This window comes from Vibrio mediterranei (assembly GCF_900088415.1).
GTDB lineage: Bacteria > Pseudomonadota > Gammaproteobacteria > Enterobacterales > Vibrionaceae > Vibrio > Vibrio mediterranei.
In genome coordinates this window covers 70546-86856 of the sequence record NZ_FLLQ01000004.1, presented here as the reverse complement: position 1 = coordinate 86856, position 16311 = coordinate 70546, and the positions used below count along the sequence as shown (strand labels likewise).

Annotated in this window: 13 protein-coding genes and 1 other annotated feature; of the genes, 5 read left to right on the top strand and 8 right to left on the bottom strand. The window is 44.3% G+C overall.

Annotation, left to right across the window (positions count from 1 at the left end; all coding sequences use genetic code 11):
• Positions 1-14: 14 nt before the first annotated feature.
• Both VME0621_RS12895 and VME0621_RS12890 read right to left on the bottom strand, forming a co-directional pair.
• Positions 15-620 carry an aminodeoxychorismate/anthranilate synthase component II gene (locus VME0621_RS12895; RefSeq protein WP_006073861.1) on the bottom strand — a complete coding sequence of 202 codons (606 nt, stop codon included), beginning with the start codon at positions 618-620 and terminating at the stop codon, positions 15-17.
• Positions 621-625: 5 nt separating this feature from the next.
• Complete coding sequence (locus tag VME0621_RS12890) at positions 626-2191, bottom strand: anthranilate synthase component 1 (protein WP_062460914.1); 1566 nt, start codon at positions 2189-2191, stop codon at positions 626-628.
• A 126-nt stretch (positions 2192-2317) separates the two neighbouring features.
• Positions 2318-2420: a sequence feature (Trp leader region), on the bottom strand.
• Positions 2421-2563: 143 nt separating this feature from the next.
• Here VME0621_RS12890 and rnm point away from each other — a divergent pair.
• From rnm to rluB, 3 genes are all read left to right on the top strand, one after another.
• Complete coding sequence (gene rnm / locus VME0621_RS12885; RefSeq protein ID WP_062460918.1) at positions 2564-3457, top strand: RNase RNM; 894 nt, start codon at positions 2564-2566, stop codon at positions 3455-3457.
• Between the two features lie 71 nt (positions 3458-3528).
• Positions 3529-4149 (top strand): L-threonylcarbamoyladenylate synthase, encoded by a 621-nt coding sequence (locus VME0621_RS12880; RefSeq protein WP_062460921.1) that lies wholly within the window; start codon positions 3529-3531, stop codon positions 4147-4149.
• 139 nt (positions 4150-4288) lie between these two features.
• Complete coding sequence (gene rluB / locus VME0621_RS12875) at positions 4289-5221, top strand: 23S rRNA pseudouridine(2605) synthase RluB (RefSeq protein WP_006073868.1); 933 nt, start codon at positions 4289-4291, stop codon at positions 5219-5221.
• A 161-nt stretch (positions 5222-5382) separates the two neighbouring features.
• On the opposite strand, the gene VME0621_RS12870 is transcribed toward rluB, so the two are convergent.
• From VME0621_RS12870 to VME0621_RS12845, 6 genes are all read right to left on the bottom strand, one after another.
• Positions 5383-6738, bottom strand: a complete 1356-nt coding sequence (locus tag VME0621_RS12870) for a patatin-like phospholipase family protein (protein WP_082795543.1) — start codon at positions 6736-6738, stop codon at positions 5383-5385.
• Complete coding sequence (locus VME0621_RS12865) at positions 6738-7571, bottom strand: hypothetical protein (protein WP_062460927.1); 834 nt, start codon at positions 7569-7571, stop codon at positions 6738-6740. Before VME0621_RS12865 ends, VME0621_RS12870 begins: the two co-directional genes overlap by 1 nt.
• Before the next feature lie 54 nt (positions 7572-7625).
• On the bottom strand, positions 7626-8822 hold the full coding sequence (gltS, locus tag VME0621_RS12860; RefSeq protein ID WP_062460930.1) for a sodium/glutamate symporter: 1197 nt from the start codon (positions 8820-8822) through the stop codon (positions 7626-7628).
• 201 nt (positions 8823-9023) lie between these two features.
• Complete coding sequence (locus VME0621_RS12855) at positions 9024-9698, bottom strand: hypothetical protein (protein ID WP_062460933.1); 675 nt, start codon at positions 9696-9698, stop codon at positions 9024-9026.
• Positions 9699-10017: 319 nt separating this feature from the next.
• Complete coding sequence (locus tag VME0621_RS12850) at positions 10018-13077, bottom strand: efflux RND transporter permease subunit (RefSeq protein ID WP_062460936.1); 3060 nt, start codon at positions 13075-13077, stop codon at positions 10018-10020.
• Positions 13077-14165 (bottom strand): efflux RND transporter periplasmic adaptor subunit, encoded by a 1089-nt coding sequence (locus VME0621_RS12845; protein WP_062460939.1) that lies wholly within the window; start codon positions 14163-14165, stop codon positions 13077-13079. Before VME0621_RS12845 ends, VME0621_RS12850 begins: the two co-directional genes overlap by 1 nt.
• A gap of 216 nt (positions 14166-14381) precedes the next feature.
• On the opposite strand from VME0621_RS12845, the gene VME0621_RS12840 reads away from it, so the two are divergent.
• Positions 14382-14756 (top strand): hypothetical protein, encoded by a 375-nt coding sequence (locus tag VME0621_RS12840; protein WP_062460942.1) that lies wholly within the window; start codon positions 14382-14384, stop codon positions 14754-14756.
• A gap of 198 nt (positions 14757-14954) precedes the next feature.
• Positions 14955-16310, top strand: a complete 1356-nt coding sequence (locus VME0621_RS12835; RefSeq protein ID WP_062460945.1) for an MATE family efflux transporter — start codon at positions 14955-14957, stop codon at positions 16308-16310.
• The last annotated feature ends 1 nt before the right edge of the window (position 16311 follow it).

Genomic DNA, 16311 nt, shown 5'->3' with positions numbered 1-16311 from the left:
AGTTGTTTGAATGATTAAAGCTGTTTCGTTGCCCACGCAATAGCGTTACTTAACAGCGTTGCACCATACGTCGTCATGATCGACTCTGGGTGATACTGAAAACCGCAGACGCGGTCTTGTTCATGCGCTACAGACATAACCAAACCATCGACCTCTGCAGTGATATTTAAGCTGTCAGGTACTGTTGTTGCGACCAAGGAGTGATAACGTGCGATGGCCATTGGTGACGGCAGTCCTTGATAAATGCTGTGGTTATCGTGAGCCATCATCGAGACTTTGCCGTGAATGATTTCTCCAGCACCAGCTACAACACCACCGTAAGCTTCTACAATCGCTTGGTGACCTAGACAAATACCGATCATGGGGACTTTGCCACGCAGTGTTTTGATGAGTTCTGGCATGCAACCCGCATCTGCTGGCGCGCCTGGGCCAGGAGAAAGTACAACCACCGGATTGTCCAATTCAAGCACCGCGTTAGCTATGACGTCAGCGGCGATATGATTACGGTAGATTTTTACGTTGTGGCCTAAACTACGGAATTGGTCGACAAGGTTGTAGGTAAATGAATCGAAGTTGTCGACAAACACAATGTTGGCTTTGCTTGAAATAGTAGTAGACATCGTGATTACCCCTTGTGCGCCGTTTTAATTGCAGAAATAACAGCTTGTGCTTTGCCTCGTGTTTCGTCTGCCTCAGACTGCGGGTCGGAATCAAATACAACACCTGCGCCGGCTTGAACCTGAGCAACACCATCCTCCACATAGGCAGAGCGGATTACGATACACGTATCAAGATCACCAGCACCATTCATGTAACCAACTGCTCCACCATAGCTACCACGTGTTTGTCCTTCAAATTGACGAATGAGCTGCATCGCACGAATCTTTGGTGCGCCTGTAAGTGTTCCCATGTTCATACATGCTTGATAGCCATGTAGGGCATCAAGATCACCACGGAGCTGACCAACAACACGGGACACCAAATGCATGACGTGACTATAACGGTCGGTTTGAAGCAGATCGGCGACATGCCTAGTGCCGGGTTCTGCGATACGTGCAACATCGTTACGAGCTAAGTCGACCAGCATCATGTGCTCAGCGTTCTCTTTCATATCACTACGCAGTTCCAGTTCAATGCGGCTGTCTAGATCTTTGTTGATGGAGCCATCGGCGTTTTTACCGCGACGTCGTGTGCCAGCAATAGGGTAAATTTCAATTTGATTGGAGTCAGAACCGTACTTGAGTGCGCTTTCTGGTGATGCTCCGAATAGGGTGAATAATTCGTCCTGCATGTAGAACATGTATGGACTTGGGTTGCTTTGCTTCAGCTCTTTGTATGCTGCAAGCGGAGAAGGGCATGGCAGAGTGAAACGGCGTGATGGAACGACTTGGAAAATGTCTCCACGAACGACGTACTCTTTTAAATCTCTTACTATCTGGCAGAAATCTTCATCAGAGATACTGACGCTCTCTTCGATACCTTCAACTTTCTTCGCCTCTGGAACAAGTTTTAGGTCATCGCATTGCTGACTGATTTGTAGAATCCTTCCTCGGATACGAGCTAATTCATCTTCATCATGATTGAACAACGTTGTATGCAAGTCGCAGGATTCTTTTTGGTGGTCAACAACAAGTAGACTCTCTGCAACGTAAAATACGAAGTCTGGACATTGGTTTGATTGTTTAGCATCACCTAGTGGTTCGAAGTTGGCAACGATGTCATAAGCGAAAAGCCCACCCATAAATAATGCATTTTTATCTTGGCCTGTCAGGTCGAAACTGTGTTGTACAAGACGAAGTGCATCAAAAGAAGAGGCTTCACGAAGTCTAGAATCTTCGTCAAGCGTATCATCAGGCATCTCAAACTGAACGACCAACTCACGTTCTTGTAGGGTAAATTCAATGCCTTCAGCAAGATTCTGAGCAATGATATTGAGTAAGTTAACGCCGTTTGTGGTTAAGGCTTCGTAGCGAACTTTGTGACCTTCACAAACAATTCTTACCGCTGAATCAACGATAAGCAGACTTTGGAGATCTTGTTTAGAGTCAATCTCAGCAGACTCAAGCAACAGACTGTCTGTTTTGTTTTCACATAGCGTATGAAACAGTCGAGTCGGATCTTGGGTATAAGGTACTTGCAATGACAGTACTTCCAAACGACCTTGCTTTTTGATGGTAATGGCTTTGTTCACAAAACCTCCTCTAAATTCTTTGAATCTGCTTTTGCAACAATCTTGATACATACTCGCATAATTAAAACGTTTGCCCAACGTTGAATAGGTTCAATTTGTTGCTTAATTAATCAGTTAAATCGAAAAACAAAAAAGCCCACTCGTTTGAGTGGGCTTTAATCAAATTAGGTTTTGATTATGCACGCAAAAAAGCCCACTCGGATTGTGTCCAAGTGCGCCACCAACCTTGTAGAGAATTAACCGTACGGTTTAAAGGTTTTTTGATTGTATGAATATCTAGTAACATACGTGCTTAACTCAAATAATGTATCTGCGTACTAGTTAACTAGTTAACTAGTTCACAGTGCGAAAGTCAACCGAAATTGTGAAAAAATGAAGATAGATTTACATAGCCATACCACAGCCTCAGATGGCCGACTATCGGTTGCCGAACTTTTAGACAGAGCAATTGGCTTTGATGTCAAGGTTCTTGCCATTACTGATCATGATACTTTGGATGCGATTCCCGAAGCGCTTGAACTTATTGAGCAAAAATCACTGCCGATTGAGTTGGTTAATGGCATCGAAATCTCGACCGTCTGGCAGAACAAAGACATTCATATTGTGGGGCTGGGTGTGTCACTTGATTCTCCTGAACTGTTAGCGCTTATTGAAGCTCAGCAAGCAAGACGTGTTGAGCGCTCCGAACTCATTGCACATAGGTTAGAAAAGGCTACTCGTGAAGGTGTTCTCGAAGAAGTAAAGCTTATCGCGGGAGATGCCCCAATCACTCGAGCACACTTTGCAAAGTGGTTGGTGGATAATGGCTATGCTAAAACCATGCAACAAGTGTTTAAGAAATATATGACGCGCAATAATACCGGTTATGTGCCGCCCAACTGGTGTTCAATGCAAGAAGCTGTTGCGGCGATTCATAGTGCGGGAGGAGTGGCAGTTCTCGCTCATCCAGGGCGCTACCAATTGACCGCAAAGTGGCTCAAGCGACTGCTCGCTGCATTTTGTGAGGCTAACGGTGATGCAATGGAAGTAGCACAGCCACAACAAAGTCTTCAAGAAAGACGCAACCTTGCCGATTATGCGATACAATACAATCTATTAGCTTCACAAGGGTCGGATTTCCATTACCCGTCACCTTGGATGGAGTTAGGCAGGAATTTATGGCTTCCATCTGGAGTAGAACCAGTATGGGACCAATTATCATTAAAGACAGCAACCTCTCTGGACAACGCTACACTAGATAGTGGGGATGCTGCACGCAGTAGTTAAGAGATCGCTCTTGAAGTCGAACAACATGGAAGGTTGTACCGAGAGCATCCTAAAAGCTTGAAGGAATAACAATGAGTCAATTTTTTTATGTACACCCAGAAAACCCACAAGCACGCTTGATCAATCAGGCTGTTGCCATTGTTCGAAATGGTGGTGTGATTATTTATCCAACCGATTCTGGTTATGCATTGGGGTGTCAGCTTGAGAACAAACAGGCGCTAGAGCGTATCTGTCAAATTCGTCGTTTAGATGACAAACACAACTTCACGTTACTATGTCGAGATTTGTCTGAGCTATCTCTCTATGCTCGAGTAGACAACACCGCTTTCCGTTTGTTGAAGAACAATACTCCTGGCCCTTATACTTTTATTTTTAAAGGGACTAAAGAAGTTCCTCGTCGTTTGATGAATCCTAAACGTAAGACAATAGGTATTCGTGTTCCTGACAACCAAATCGCTTTGGATCTGTTAGAAGCTTTAGGCGAGCCTTTAATGTCAACGTCATTGATTTTACCGGGCAACGAAGTGACAGAATCGGATCCAGAAGAGATTCGCGACCAACTGGAACATGCAGTTGACTGTATATTGAATGGTGGTTATTTGGGTGAACAACCAACCACAGTAATCGACTTCAGTGATGATGACGCGAAGGTCCTAAGAACCGGGGCTGGTGACCCAACGCCATTCCAATAATAGGTCAATGTTTTCTTACTAATAAAGGTAAGAAACTTGGTGCGTCTAACATAATTCTTTGCAATAATGTGCGACCGCGATTTTTAAGGTCGCATTATCTGGTTTCGACGTCTGTGAAGACGACATTATAGGTAGGTAAATGAGCGAAAAATTACAAAAGGTGCTTGCTCGCGCAGGCCATGGTTCACGCCGTGAACTTGAAGCCCTAATTAAATCTGGGCGCGTGAGTGTTAATGGTCAGGTAGCAAGACTGGGTGAACGTCTAGAAGACGAAAATGCGGTTATCCGTATTGATGGTCATACTGTTTCTGCCAAAGCACAAGAAGAAGTGGTTTGTCGAGTGCTGGCCTATTATAAGCCGGAAGGTGAGTTGTGTACTCGTCACGATCCTGAGGGTCGTCGCACAGTATTTGATCGCCTACCTAAGATCCGTGGTTCGCGCTGGATTTCTGTTGGTCGTCTTGATGCCAACACATCAGGTCTACTTCTTTTCACTACTGATGGTGAGCTAGCAAACCGTCTAATGCACCCAAGCCGCCAAGTTGAACGTGAGTACTTGGTACGTGTATTTGGTGAAATTAACGAGAAGAAAGTTCGCAATGTGGTGAACGGCGTAGAACTTGAAGACGGTATGGCTCGTTTCGAAGATGTAGTTTATGCCGGTGGTGAAGGTATGAACCATACTTTCTACGTAGTTATCAACGAAGGTCGTAACCGTGAAGTTCGCCGCCTTTGGGAATCACAAGAAACGACAGTTAGCCGCCTGAAACGTGTTCGCTATGGTGACATCTATCTAGATAAGAAACTGCCACGTGGCGGATGGATGGAGCTGACACTGAAAGAAGTGAACTATCTTCGTGAGCTTGTTGAATTACGTCCTGAAAAAGAAACCATGCTAGACCTTAGCCAGAACACGTCACGTCAACGTGAACGTTCTCGTAGCCAGAAAATTCGTCGTGCGGTACGCCGTCATGAAGAGCGTGCTAACGCACCTAAAGGTCGCAGCAACCAGCAACGTCGCAACAAAAAGTCTGCTGGCGAGCAAAGCGCTCGTTCAAAAACAAGACGTTAATTAGGTGTATTGTTTGATATATTATAGAAAAAAGACCTAGGTTTAGGTCTTTTTTTTTGATTTTTCCGTAGTTGAGCGAACAAAGTTTATTTTTAATCTTAATGAGTTAGGTTTGTCTAATGACAAATCTTAAACTATAAATGTGGCAGTCCCCACGGCTGTCAGCTCTTCAGATTCGCCAAGCATTGAACCATTTTCTCATGTAAACCCAGCTCTAGTATATCCCAATCAAACTTCTCAATGTGTTTAACGACTTGATGCGATGCAGAGGGGCCTTTAGCTTCATTTTGTATCTGCCAATAGTCAGGTGGGGTATCTTCCCAGTGCTGATAGTCAAACCCTCTAAGATAGCCGTAGCAATACAGATACTGCATATAGCCCGCGTTAAATGGTTCATCCGTTTGGGCCTCGGGGATTAAATGTGGCAGGTAACTATGGCGAAACTCGCTCTCCGTTTCCTGAGCTTGACGATAGATTTGGGCAATATTGTTGCGTCGTTGATATTTGATCATAGTTTGTATCGAACGTCCCATGATACCCATGAACGAAGGCGTCGTTTCACTCCACTTCGCACCCAAGCGCGTGTTACTGATAACCCATACGTGACTGTTGATATGCGTCTCTTCTGTGAGTTCAAGTCGTTCAATCAGTTCTCGAGTATTATCGACAGCCTCTGAGGCATCAAAATAATCAGGCAGAAAAAATACTTGGGACACTACGCCGCCATCAACATGCATCTCGTCATATTTAACACCATCAATATTTACCGAAAGTAACACTGGGTTAAAGACACCGGGTATGGCCGCTGAAGCAATGATGACATCCTGAAACAGTTCTATGGATTTATCTCCCGGATGTAAGGCGATTTCCCCCATATTCCAGATGACTGAGCGCTGAGCATCCAAGTGAGTTGTTTTAACCAAAAACAATCGTCCTCGCAGATGTTGCTCTCTTACCTTATCTAACACATCTTGATCTATAAATGCTCTCACCATCTGTTCAAACGGCGTGGTATCAATGAGAGATGGGCTGTGAGTGAGAGCCCACAAACCTCTCTTATTGTAGATGTCTTCGTCCGATGTTTGGGTATACAGTTCTCTCAGTGCCGGATCAAAGTCTTGCCCCAAAAATGCATACAAACCGATGATCGCTCCAGTACTAATGCCTGTCACCAAGCGGTATTCTGGTCGCTGTCCACTATCAGATAATCCGTTGAGTAAACCCGCACCATAGGCGCCTTCTGCACCACCACCAGAGATACTCAAATGATCTATGGATTTGGTTTGATTCCCCATATCATTCAAGAGGCTTTTGTCTAGCTGTGTATGGAGCAAATGCGCTCCCTGCTGCCCGATATCATAATTATGAGTTAAGTCCCCCCAAGTACGAATACTGGGATCAAACATCGCCTCATCAGCAACCGCCATATCAGGTGTGAGCGCATTTCTTTGCATACTAGGCGCACAGGCCGTCAGCAATGTGCAGCACCCAGTTAAGAGAAGCAGTCTGAGTTTCATCAAAAACGTCTCCCCAAAGATACAAAGGCGGATTTACGTTGGCCAAACCCAGCTTCTGCCAATATATCCCAATCACGGTTGAGCGAGTATTGAAAGCCCGCCAGTGCATTCCATTTTTGTTCGCTTCGTTGGCTGACCTCAAATCGTGTATCGTCGATTAAAAAGTTCATGTCACCCAAGTCCAGCCCGAGTGCTTTGATATCTCCAGAGAGATGTTGCTGAACATCTTGATACATGGCACCGACAAACACTCTGAGTTCTCGTCCTCCTGTATATTGCCAGCGATGTCCTACTCTCGGCGCAGCAACAAACGTCTTAATACTGCCATCAATAGCATCAATGTCGGTATAGGTGTAATTCAAATCCAGTAGTGCAAACCAATTATTGATACCACCAACAACCGTAGTACCAACGCCATAAGTAATACCACTCATATCCAGAGTGAACTTGGCATCTTCTACAGGAATAGGAATACCGATTATGGAGATAGAATCAATTTCTGCGGTACTTTGCGCTTGTGTATACCCCAAAATTCCATACACATTCATAAAAGGCAGTAACCAAACATCGCCACGTAGGGTGACATTAGAGCCTTCAAACTGCGCCTGTTTCGCTTCTATATCAATGATATCGCCAATCCCACCAGCCAGATTGATGTTATCGATAGTGACTGGGTTACTTATGTCCATATAAGAGAGCGACAAGCCATAGGGCTTTGGTAGCGTGTAGCCACGCTGCGCCGCTTGCTCTCCCCAAATTGGGAAGATTGAATCCTGAGCAAAGCTGGTTGATGACAGCGTTAAAACTGTCACCAAAACAATGAACGGTTTCATTTTGTTACCTTTCTGATATTTAAATTTAAAACGTGAACGGTCTAACGATGACCGTTACAAAAATCGCAAAAATGTATTTATAATTAGGGCGTTGGCAATGTCGATAAAGAAACCACATACCAAAGGTACGATAATGAAGGCCTTATGAGCCGCACCATATTGTTGTGTTACTGCCGTCATATTAACGATGGCTGTGGCTGTTGAGCCTAATGTGATCCCGCCAAAACCAGAGCTAATAACCGCCGACTCGTAATCTTTCCCCATGAAGCGAAATACGACAAAGAGGGTGAATAAAATCGATGCTGCAACTTGGAACAACATAACAGTACCGATGAACAGCATGGTGCTCTGTAGTTGCCAAAGCTGAAGCCCCATCAGTGCCATGGTTAAGAACATTCCCAGACAGATGTCAGAAATCAGAGTTTGACCTAACTGCGCGTTTTCACTAACTTTCTTTTTAAGAACCAGAAGCTTAAAGTTACCAATTAGAATGCCCGCAACTAGGCAAGCCACGAACATTGGCAGTTGCAACCCCATCTTGCTAAGCCCCATGTCAATAAAATAACCAAGGATCAAACTGAGGTTCAGCATCAGCCATGCGTAGAGATAACCAAAGTGATCGAGCTTTACGGTTTGGTTATGGCAAATACCGATGTCCAGTTGAGTATCACCTTGTGACTGAAGACGATGTTTTTTGATTAGATAGTTGGCAATCGGGCCACCAATTAAACAGGCAAAGATCAATCCAAGAGTATTGCTTGCGAGTCCAACTTCAGCGGCGCTCTCTAGACCCATCTCATTGAAGCTCGGCGCCCATGCCATCGTGGTACCCACGCCGCCGATAAGTGAAATAGAGCCCGCCATCAGACCCAAGACTGGCTCTAGGCCAAGCATGGTAGCAACGCTCACTCCAATACCATTCTGGATAGTGATATAGACAACGCTTAATGCAGTAAGAATTAATAATGGCTTACCGCCTTTAAGCAATGTTGAGAAATTTGCGCTCAGACCAATACCAGCAAAGAAATAAAGCAGCAACGCATCACGCATGCCTAAATCAAAACTAATTGTGGTATCAAACAAGGCATAAATGACAGCGACGACAATGGCACATGCGAAGCCACCAATCACTGGCTCAGGTATGCTGTATTTCCTTAGTATTTCGTACTTTTTTGTCATTAACTTACCGACAAAAAGAAGAACAATGGCGAGAGTGAAAGCAAGGAAGCTATCCACTTCAATAATATTCATTTTATTTACCTTGGTGTATTTCTGTGTTTTAAATAAGTGACTAAGAGAACTTAGCTGCCATCACGTAAAAGAATGTTAAATAGAGTGAGAACATGAAAGCAATATGAACATACTTTTTGATGCTGTGACCTTTCATAAATAAATAGCTTGGCTGATTGCTTATAGAAATAATGAGGCCTGAATAATCAGGCCTCATTAAAATTAGAATCCAAATGAGTATTTAATTAGTGATAGGTTGTCACCGTGTTCACGCTTATATTCGTAAGCCAAGCTGTGATTGTTCATAAATGTGTAACCTAAGCTCGCTTTTACATCCCAACCTCGTAGGCTCTCATTACCTTGGTTGGTTTTTAGGTCGTTATAACTGTAGCTATATGTTGGTGCTACGCTAGCCCACAGGCCTGACGATGTATTGTAAATTGCGTTCAACGTTAAATCACTGTAATACGCACGGTTTGACATTTCATTATGGGTCATTGATCCTACAGAGAGCTCAGGCAAGAATGAGAATCCAATGTTATTGCCAAACATGTAGTGCACTGATAATTCAGTGGATTTTGCCGTCAAACTCTCATTCTTATAGTTCTTGTCGTGGTCATAAGCCAGTGTCCAGCCTAGACCTGTCTTGCTAATTGCACTAAGAGAAATGTTGTGATTATCGAAGCTATCTTCCGTCGTGTACTTACCCAGCAAAGACCAGTTTCGTGACATTTGAGTATCAAATTGAGCCGCTAGATACGCGCCATCAGAACCATAACCAACAGAAGCACCAGTATAAAGCTCATAAGGGTTAGCAAAATTCACACGCTCTGATGCAATTGCTGAAGCAGACATTACGATAGAAGCGGCAATAATAGTTAATTTAGACTTTTTCATTTGTGTATCTCTTTTAAATAAATATTGAGTTTGTGTTTTTTCTGATTCCCTTCAATGAGGATAAGTATACGGATTTCATTTTCTAGAGGAATGAATAAGAGCTATTCATATTTGCACTAAGGGGATGAAAAATGGGTTAATCACCAGTATTTGACTAACCAAAAGTAACAGAGTGTGTATGTGGCTTTCACAATGTGATTATTATGGTCTTAAAAGTGCAATCAAAGAGGAAATAATACCAAGTTTGGTTTAACGCATGAGAAAGCAATATTGAAAATAAAAAAAAGCCTGAGTACTTGACTCAGGCTCTCTGCGTAACTTAGTTCGTTTGTGGTTCGGTTGGCTGCTTGATTCTGAAGAACAGCGCATAATTCAGTGGAATCACCAGCAATGTCAACGCCGTAGCGAACAACAAACCAAACATGATCGTGACGGCCATACTCTTGAAGAACGGGTCTACAAGTAGAGGAGCGACACCCAATATCGTCGTAGCAGCGCCAAGAATAACCGGTCTAGCACGGCTCATTGCTGCCGATATAATGGCCTCATAAGGCTGCGTACCAGAGGCTATCTCCTTGTCAGCTTGGTCGACCAGAACGATGGCATTTTTCACCATCATACCTATCAAGCTCAAGAAACCCAGTGTTGCCATAAACTCAAAAGGTGTCTGGAAGGTCACTAGTCCAATTGCCACACCACACACGGCTAAAGGTACCGTACACCAAATAACCAGAGCCTGACGAATACCGTTAAACATAAACACTACGGCCAAAACCATGGCGGTGAAACCGTAAGGTGCAGATATCTTGAGTCCTTCGTCTGCTTCTTTGGCATCTTTGTACTCACCGAACCATTCCAGTTCATACCCTACAGGCAATGGCATGTTTTCAATATCTGCGCGAACCATTTCCATCGCTTCTGACGTTAGAATACCAGTCGCAGGGTCAGCCTGTGCCATAATAGTTGGCACTCGGTCAATACGGCGCAGCATTGCGTCTTGCCATTCAACGCTTGAGCTTTCAACCAGTTGCTCTACCTGAACGAACTGTCCAATCGCGGCACTATATACTTTGGTATTCTCAATCACACGATCATGGTGACGCTCTGATTCTGGAGAACGAACCACGATCGGGATAAGATCATTGCCTTCGCGGTAGACGCCAACATTGCGACCTGACAGCGTTTGTTGAATTGCCTGGTTTAGCTCTACCGTTGTCAATCCAAAACTCTGCACTTTTTCTGCTGAGTAGACCGGCCTAATGACCGGCACTTGTTGACGCCAATCATCCTGAATCGCTACCAATGCAGGTGACTGCTCCATAATCTCTTTTGCTTGTTCAGCCAGTTGTCTCAGTACTTCACTGTCAGGACCTTTAAAAGCAACCTCAATTTTTTTACCACCACCAGGGCCAAGCATAAACTTCCAAGCACTAATTGAAGCATCGGTATAACGTTCATTCAGTTCAATCTGTAGTTCAGCGACTAACGTTTCTATGACTTTGTAGTCATCCACGTCCACCAACATTTGCGCATAGCTCGAGTTTGGTGGTTCCGGGGAATACGTCAGCATAAAACGAAGCCCGCCCGAACCGATGAAGCTTGTCGTGCCAGTGATATTGGCTTTTTCCCATACGTCTTTTTCAATCTGCGCAACGATCTCATGCGTACGCTCGATGTCGGTTCCCTGTGGCAGACGAATATCAATAGCAAACTGCTCTCTTTGTGACTCTGGCATAAAGCCTGGAGGCACATGACTGAAAGTGACAACACCAACAGCAAACAGACCAACAACAACGACTAAGCTCTTTTTCTGATTATTTAATACCGCTTGCAGTACACGCTGATACGCAGCACTGATCTTACTTGGCTTCGATACTTTATTCGCATTTACTTTCAGATAATCATGGCAAAGCATTGGTGTAACAGTTACCGCAAGCACCCAGCTAAGCATCATCGAGTACAGAATTACCCAAAACAGCGACCCAGCAAATTCCCCCATGTTTGATGGAGAAAGACCGATAGCGCTAAATGCACAGATACCAACGATTGTACCGCCAAGTAGTGGCCACTTAGTTTCGTTGACAATATCGGCAACGACTTTATTGCGGTCAGCACCTGGATCTTTCTGTAGACGAGTGAGAACACCATCCGTTACTACGATTGCGTTATCGACCAGCATACCAAGAGCAATGATCAAAGCACCCAGTGAAATACGCTGCATCGCGATGTCATCAATCAACATGATGATCAGCGTACCTGCCACGGTCAGCACCAGAACAAAACCGATGACGAGACCCGTTCTTACCCCCATAAATAGCAGCAGAACAACGAATACAATGACAACTGCGGCAATCAGGTTATTAATAAAATCAGAAACAGAGTCACGTACTGAATCAGACTGAATCGAAATTTCATGCAGTTCAATCCCGTGAGGACGCTGACTTTCTAGTTCAGCAATACGCGCTTTTACTGCATCGCCCATTTCAACTACGTTGCCACCAGCAACGTTTGATATTCCGAGGCCAACTGCACGTTTGCCGTTGTAACGCATAAGCACTGATGATGGCTCTTCGTAGCCACGAGTGATGCTGGCGACGTCCGACAGCTTCATGATCGTATTGTTATCACCAATGGCAATTTTCAGATTTTTCAGTTGTTCAAATGAGCTGATGCTAGACACTGGAGTGATTGCAACACGCATCGTATTCGTGTTGATAGTGCCTGCGGTAGAAACCATGTTCTGACGCTCTAATACGTTGTAAACCTGGTCGGCAGACACACCAAGCTGCTCAAGGCGGTCACTGGCAATCTCAACAAAAATAACTTCATTTTTTTCTGCTAACGTAGCCGTTTTCGATACACCCGGTACCAAAGCCAGCTCTCGGCGTAACGTATCTACGTAGTCCTGCAACTGCTTATCGCTGTGACCTCGGCCAGTAACAGCATAGAACTGGGCGAACACATCGGCGAAATCATCATTGACGATCGGTGCCCCTGTGCCAGGAGGCAGGGAACGCTCGGCATCACCAATTTTGCGTCTGACTTTATCCCAAACCTGCTGCAACTCCGCTTCGTTATTGGAGAATGCGCGTTTGATCTCAACCGTGACTTCTGACATGCCTTGTTTCGACACAGAAGTGATTTCCTTCACCTCTTGCAGAGACTGTAAAGCCCCCTCAACAACGTCAGTAACCTCATCAGAAACTTCTTGTGCGGTAGCTCCTGGGTATGGGGTGACAATCACGGCTTGGCGAATAACAAACTCTGGGTCTTCAAATCGACCAAGCTTTAAGTAGCTGATGTATCCACCGATAAGAGTCAGCGCGATTAATACCCAAACGCTCGTGCGTTTGGCTATGGTGAAATTTGCGATGTTCATTATTCTGCTACCTCAGTTGCCATTGGTCTAACTTCTTGCCCTTCGGACAAGCCCAAAGTACCTGCTGTAATCACCTTCTCTCCAGAGTTGAGCTTTGATAGTACTTCCACGCGATCTCCTGCCATGGAGCCCGTTTCAATTACTCGACGATGAATAATATTGTTACTATCCACTACCCATACATACTGATTCCCTCGGTTGTCCGGCGAAATAGCTGAGAGTGGAACAGTCAGCATGCCGTTTTCTTTTTCGGTTGAAACAGAAAATACTTGTACTGTCATGCCAGGAAGTAGAGCCGCCTGTTGCGTATCGTCAAATTTCAACGTAACACCATACGTTCGCGATGTTGGATCTGGTTCGGTTTCAAATGTCTTCACTGACAAGTCAAAGGTTTTACCTGGGAACAAAGACGAACTTGCTAGCACTTTTCGAGCACCATTTGACTGCGCCATAATTCGTTCGGGAACCTGAATCATTACTTCTAGCTGGCTCAAATCATGGATGGAAACAATCGTTTCATTACCTTGAACTTGAGTATAATTGTCCACCATTTTACGGCTAACCATGCCGTCAAATGGCGCTCTCAATGTCATGTCTTCTAGGCGACGTTGAGCATCTTCCAACTTGCTCTCTGATAGCTGATAACGAAGTTTAATTTCATCTAATTGGCTTTTTGAGATCGCTTGTTTACCGTTATATAGCTGCAAAGCGCGTTGGTATTCTGTGTGCGTGTTTGCGAGCTCATTTTTGGCTGCAGTTAACGTGATCTCTGCATCAACAGAATCAAGCTTTGCAATCACTTGTCCCTTAGAAACCTTATCCCCTTGCTGAACCAAGAGTTCATCAAGACGACCAGAGGTACGAAATGAAAGCTCTGCGCGGTTAGAAGACTGAACCACACCATTAAAGTACAAATCTGCTACGGCCTGAGCAGTAACAGTTTCAGTGAAAGCTGGACGAACGACAGGGGCAGTTTGCTCTGCAGCCTGCTCGCTCTTGCATCCGGTGAGTAATACCGAAGCGGAAAGTCCAACTGTCACAAAAAGAGGTTTGGTATTAAAAAGGGCTGACAACATTGGGCGATTCACGGTTCTCTCCAAAAATTCTTTAAAGTGTCGAATAAGGTTTAGACATTTTTGTCTGTTGGCTGGCAGTTTAAAGAATTCCCTTCACCGCGCTACGTTTAGCAGTTATTCATATTTGCAACTTGGCTTTTTGCAATAATGAATAACTCTTATTCGTTCAGTTTGTGGCGGTTGCTAAGTAGTCTTACAGTGAAAATTTGAGTGTATTAAGAGGTAAAAATGAGCAGTAGGCACCCACTACGGCAAACCTACTATCAAGAGTCCATCCATCTCAATGACAGGCCTTATGGCCTATTAGACATTGGGGACGGAGCTTGCAAAGTGATTCTTGTAGCAGGAATAAATGAAGCTAACTACAGCAAAAACGCGAAACTTGGTCGAAGAATTGTAATCGATATTTCAAAGTCTTGGAGCCATGATAGCCACGCACTAACTAAGCAAGAACTAGAACAGTTAGCCGATGATATTCACCTACTATTGGACGTATTCTGGCTAGATTGTGTGATATTTGATACGACACTTGATGGCCTGGATCTGTCTTTTATAGAAAAACGACTTGCGGTTCGTCAGTGTGGCGAAACCTGTGTGAATTGAGTCAAGTAAAGAATGTAGCCGCGCCAAAAAGCTGAGCCTTTATGAGGTTCAGCTTTTATTTTTAGTACATGGCAACTAATAATCAGACTTTCCAGTAAACCTCCTTAACATAAAAACAACAAACACTTCTGCGCTATGATAGGGTTAAGAATAGTCACTCAGATATAGCAAGGATCGCCTCTGGTGTTATTAAATTTAATGAATGCTCTCTCACTCCGTAGCCATTTCATCAGAAAGATGATACTCATCGCTCTACCTATTGCCTTCCAGAATGTACTTTACTCAAGCCGAGGTCTTATCGACGTCATCATGCTTGGTCATTTGGGAGATATAGAATTAGCCGCCATTGGTGTGGCAGCACGAGCCATTTTTGTTACCACTATCATGATAGTGGGCACTACGACGGCAGGCGCGTTAATAACAGCTCAATATTGGGGAGCAAAGAATGAGAAAGGAGTTAGAGAAAACACAGCCCTGACATGGGTTGTATCGAGTATTCTAGGGGTTATTTGCGCATCAATATTTCTACTATTCTCTACTCAGATAGTGTCACTAGTGACTGAGGATAACTCAGTTATCAAACTAGGGAAGTTGTATTTATCTATTGCCGCGCCAAGCATGTTAAGCGTGGCCTTCATAACCACGATGCTGTTTGGCTTGAGAGCGATGCATAAGCCCGGTGTCAGTACCTTTTTTAGTGCCGTAGGCTTGGTGATTTATATATTTCTCAATTGGGTACTCATTTTTGGACATTTGGGCTTTCCTGAACTCGGGTTTAAAGGCGCGGCCATTGCAACTCTATTAAGTGGGATCGCCGAGTTCCTTTTGCTCTATATGTTCATCTACAGTAAAAAATATACGGTTGCTTTTAGTTCTCGAGATGTAATTAACTGCATTCAAGCCAAACAGCTATCTCACTTTATGAAGATATCTGCCCCTACAACTCTGAATTTCCTAGTGTGGGCTGCGGGGTTATTTGCCTGCCACGCCATCATGGGGCAGACTGGAGTCTTAGGGCTCGTTGCTCTATCTGTAGTGGCGCCAATTGAATCATTTGCTCTCTCTGTCGTGATAGGACTCTCAAGTGCTGCTGGTGTTTTGATAGGCAACAACCTTGGAGCCAGAAAGTACAAGAGCAGTTGGATCTATGCCAAAAGCGCAATGGTACTCAATATCAGTTGCGCTTCAGTCGTCGCACTGACCGTATATCTATCTCAAAATTTGCTGCTCTCAATGTTTCCAGCGCTCACCGAAGAATCGTTCGAGCTGGCAAATTATTTTATTCTTGTCTTGTGCTTGGGGATTGTGCTTCGCTCTATTCCTATGATGGCAATTACAGGGATTCTACGCGCTGGAGGAGACGTCAAGTTTTGCCTTTACCAAGATCTCATTGCGCAATGGTTAATCACGATACCGATATCATTTCTGGCCGTTTATTACCTTAATATCGGGCCGTTATCAGTCTTCTTGTTATTTTTGCTTGGGGAGCTCATTAAGTGTATGAGCTCCATTCTAAGAATAAGAAGTAAGAAGTGGATTCAAGGTATCACCTGAT

Coding starts and splice junctions, on each gene's coding strand:
- VME0621_RS12895 (WP_006073861.1), bottom strand. CDS start 620: ATGTCTACTACTATTTCAAGCAAAGCCAACATTGTGTTTGTCGACAAC.
- rnm (WP_062460918.1), top strand. CDS start 2,564: ATGAAGATAGATTTACATAGCCATACCACAGCCTCAGATGGCCGACTA.
- VME0621_RS12880 (WP_062460921.1), top strand. CDS start 3,529: ATGAGTCAATTTTTTTATGTACACCCAGAAAACCCACAAGCACGCTTG.
- rluB (WP_006073868.1), top strand. CDS start 4,289: ATGAGCGAAAAATTACAAAAGGTGCTTGCTCGCGCAGGCCATGGTTCA.
- VME0621_RS12870 (WP_082795543.1), bottom strand. CDS start 6,738: ATGAAACTCAGACTGCTTCTCTTAACTGGGTGCTGCACATTGCTGACG.
- VME0621_RS12865 (WP_062460927.1), bottom strand. CDS start 7,571: ATGAAACCGTTCATTGTTTTGGTGACAGTTTTAACGCTGTCATCAACC.
- gltS (WP_062460930.1), bottom strand. CDS start 8,822: ATGAATATTATTGAAGTGGATAGCTTCCTTGCTTTCACTCTCGCCATT.
- VME0621_RS12855 (WP_062460933.1), bottom strand. CDS start 9,698: ATGAAAAAGTCTAAATTAACTATTATTGCCGCTTCTATCGTAATGTCT.
- VME0621_RS12850 (WP_062460936.1), bottom strand. CDS start 13,077: ATGAACATCGCAAATTTCACCATAGCCAAACGCACGAGCGTTTGGGTA.
- VME0621_RS12840 (WP_062460942.1), top strand. CDS start 14,382: ATGAGCAGTAGGCACCCACTACGGCAAACCTACTATCAAGAGTCCATC.
- VME0621_RS12835 (WP_062460945.1), top strand. CDS start 14,955: ATGAATGCTCTCTCACTCCGTAGCCATTTCATCAGAAAGATGATACTC.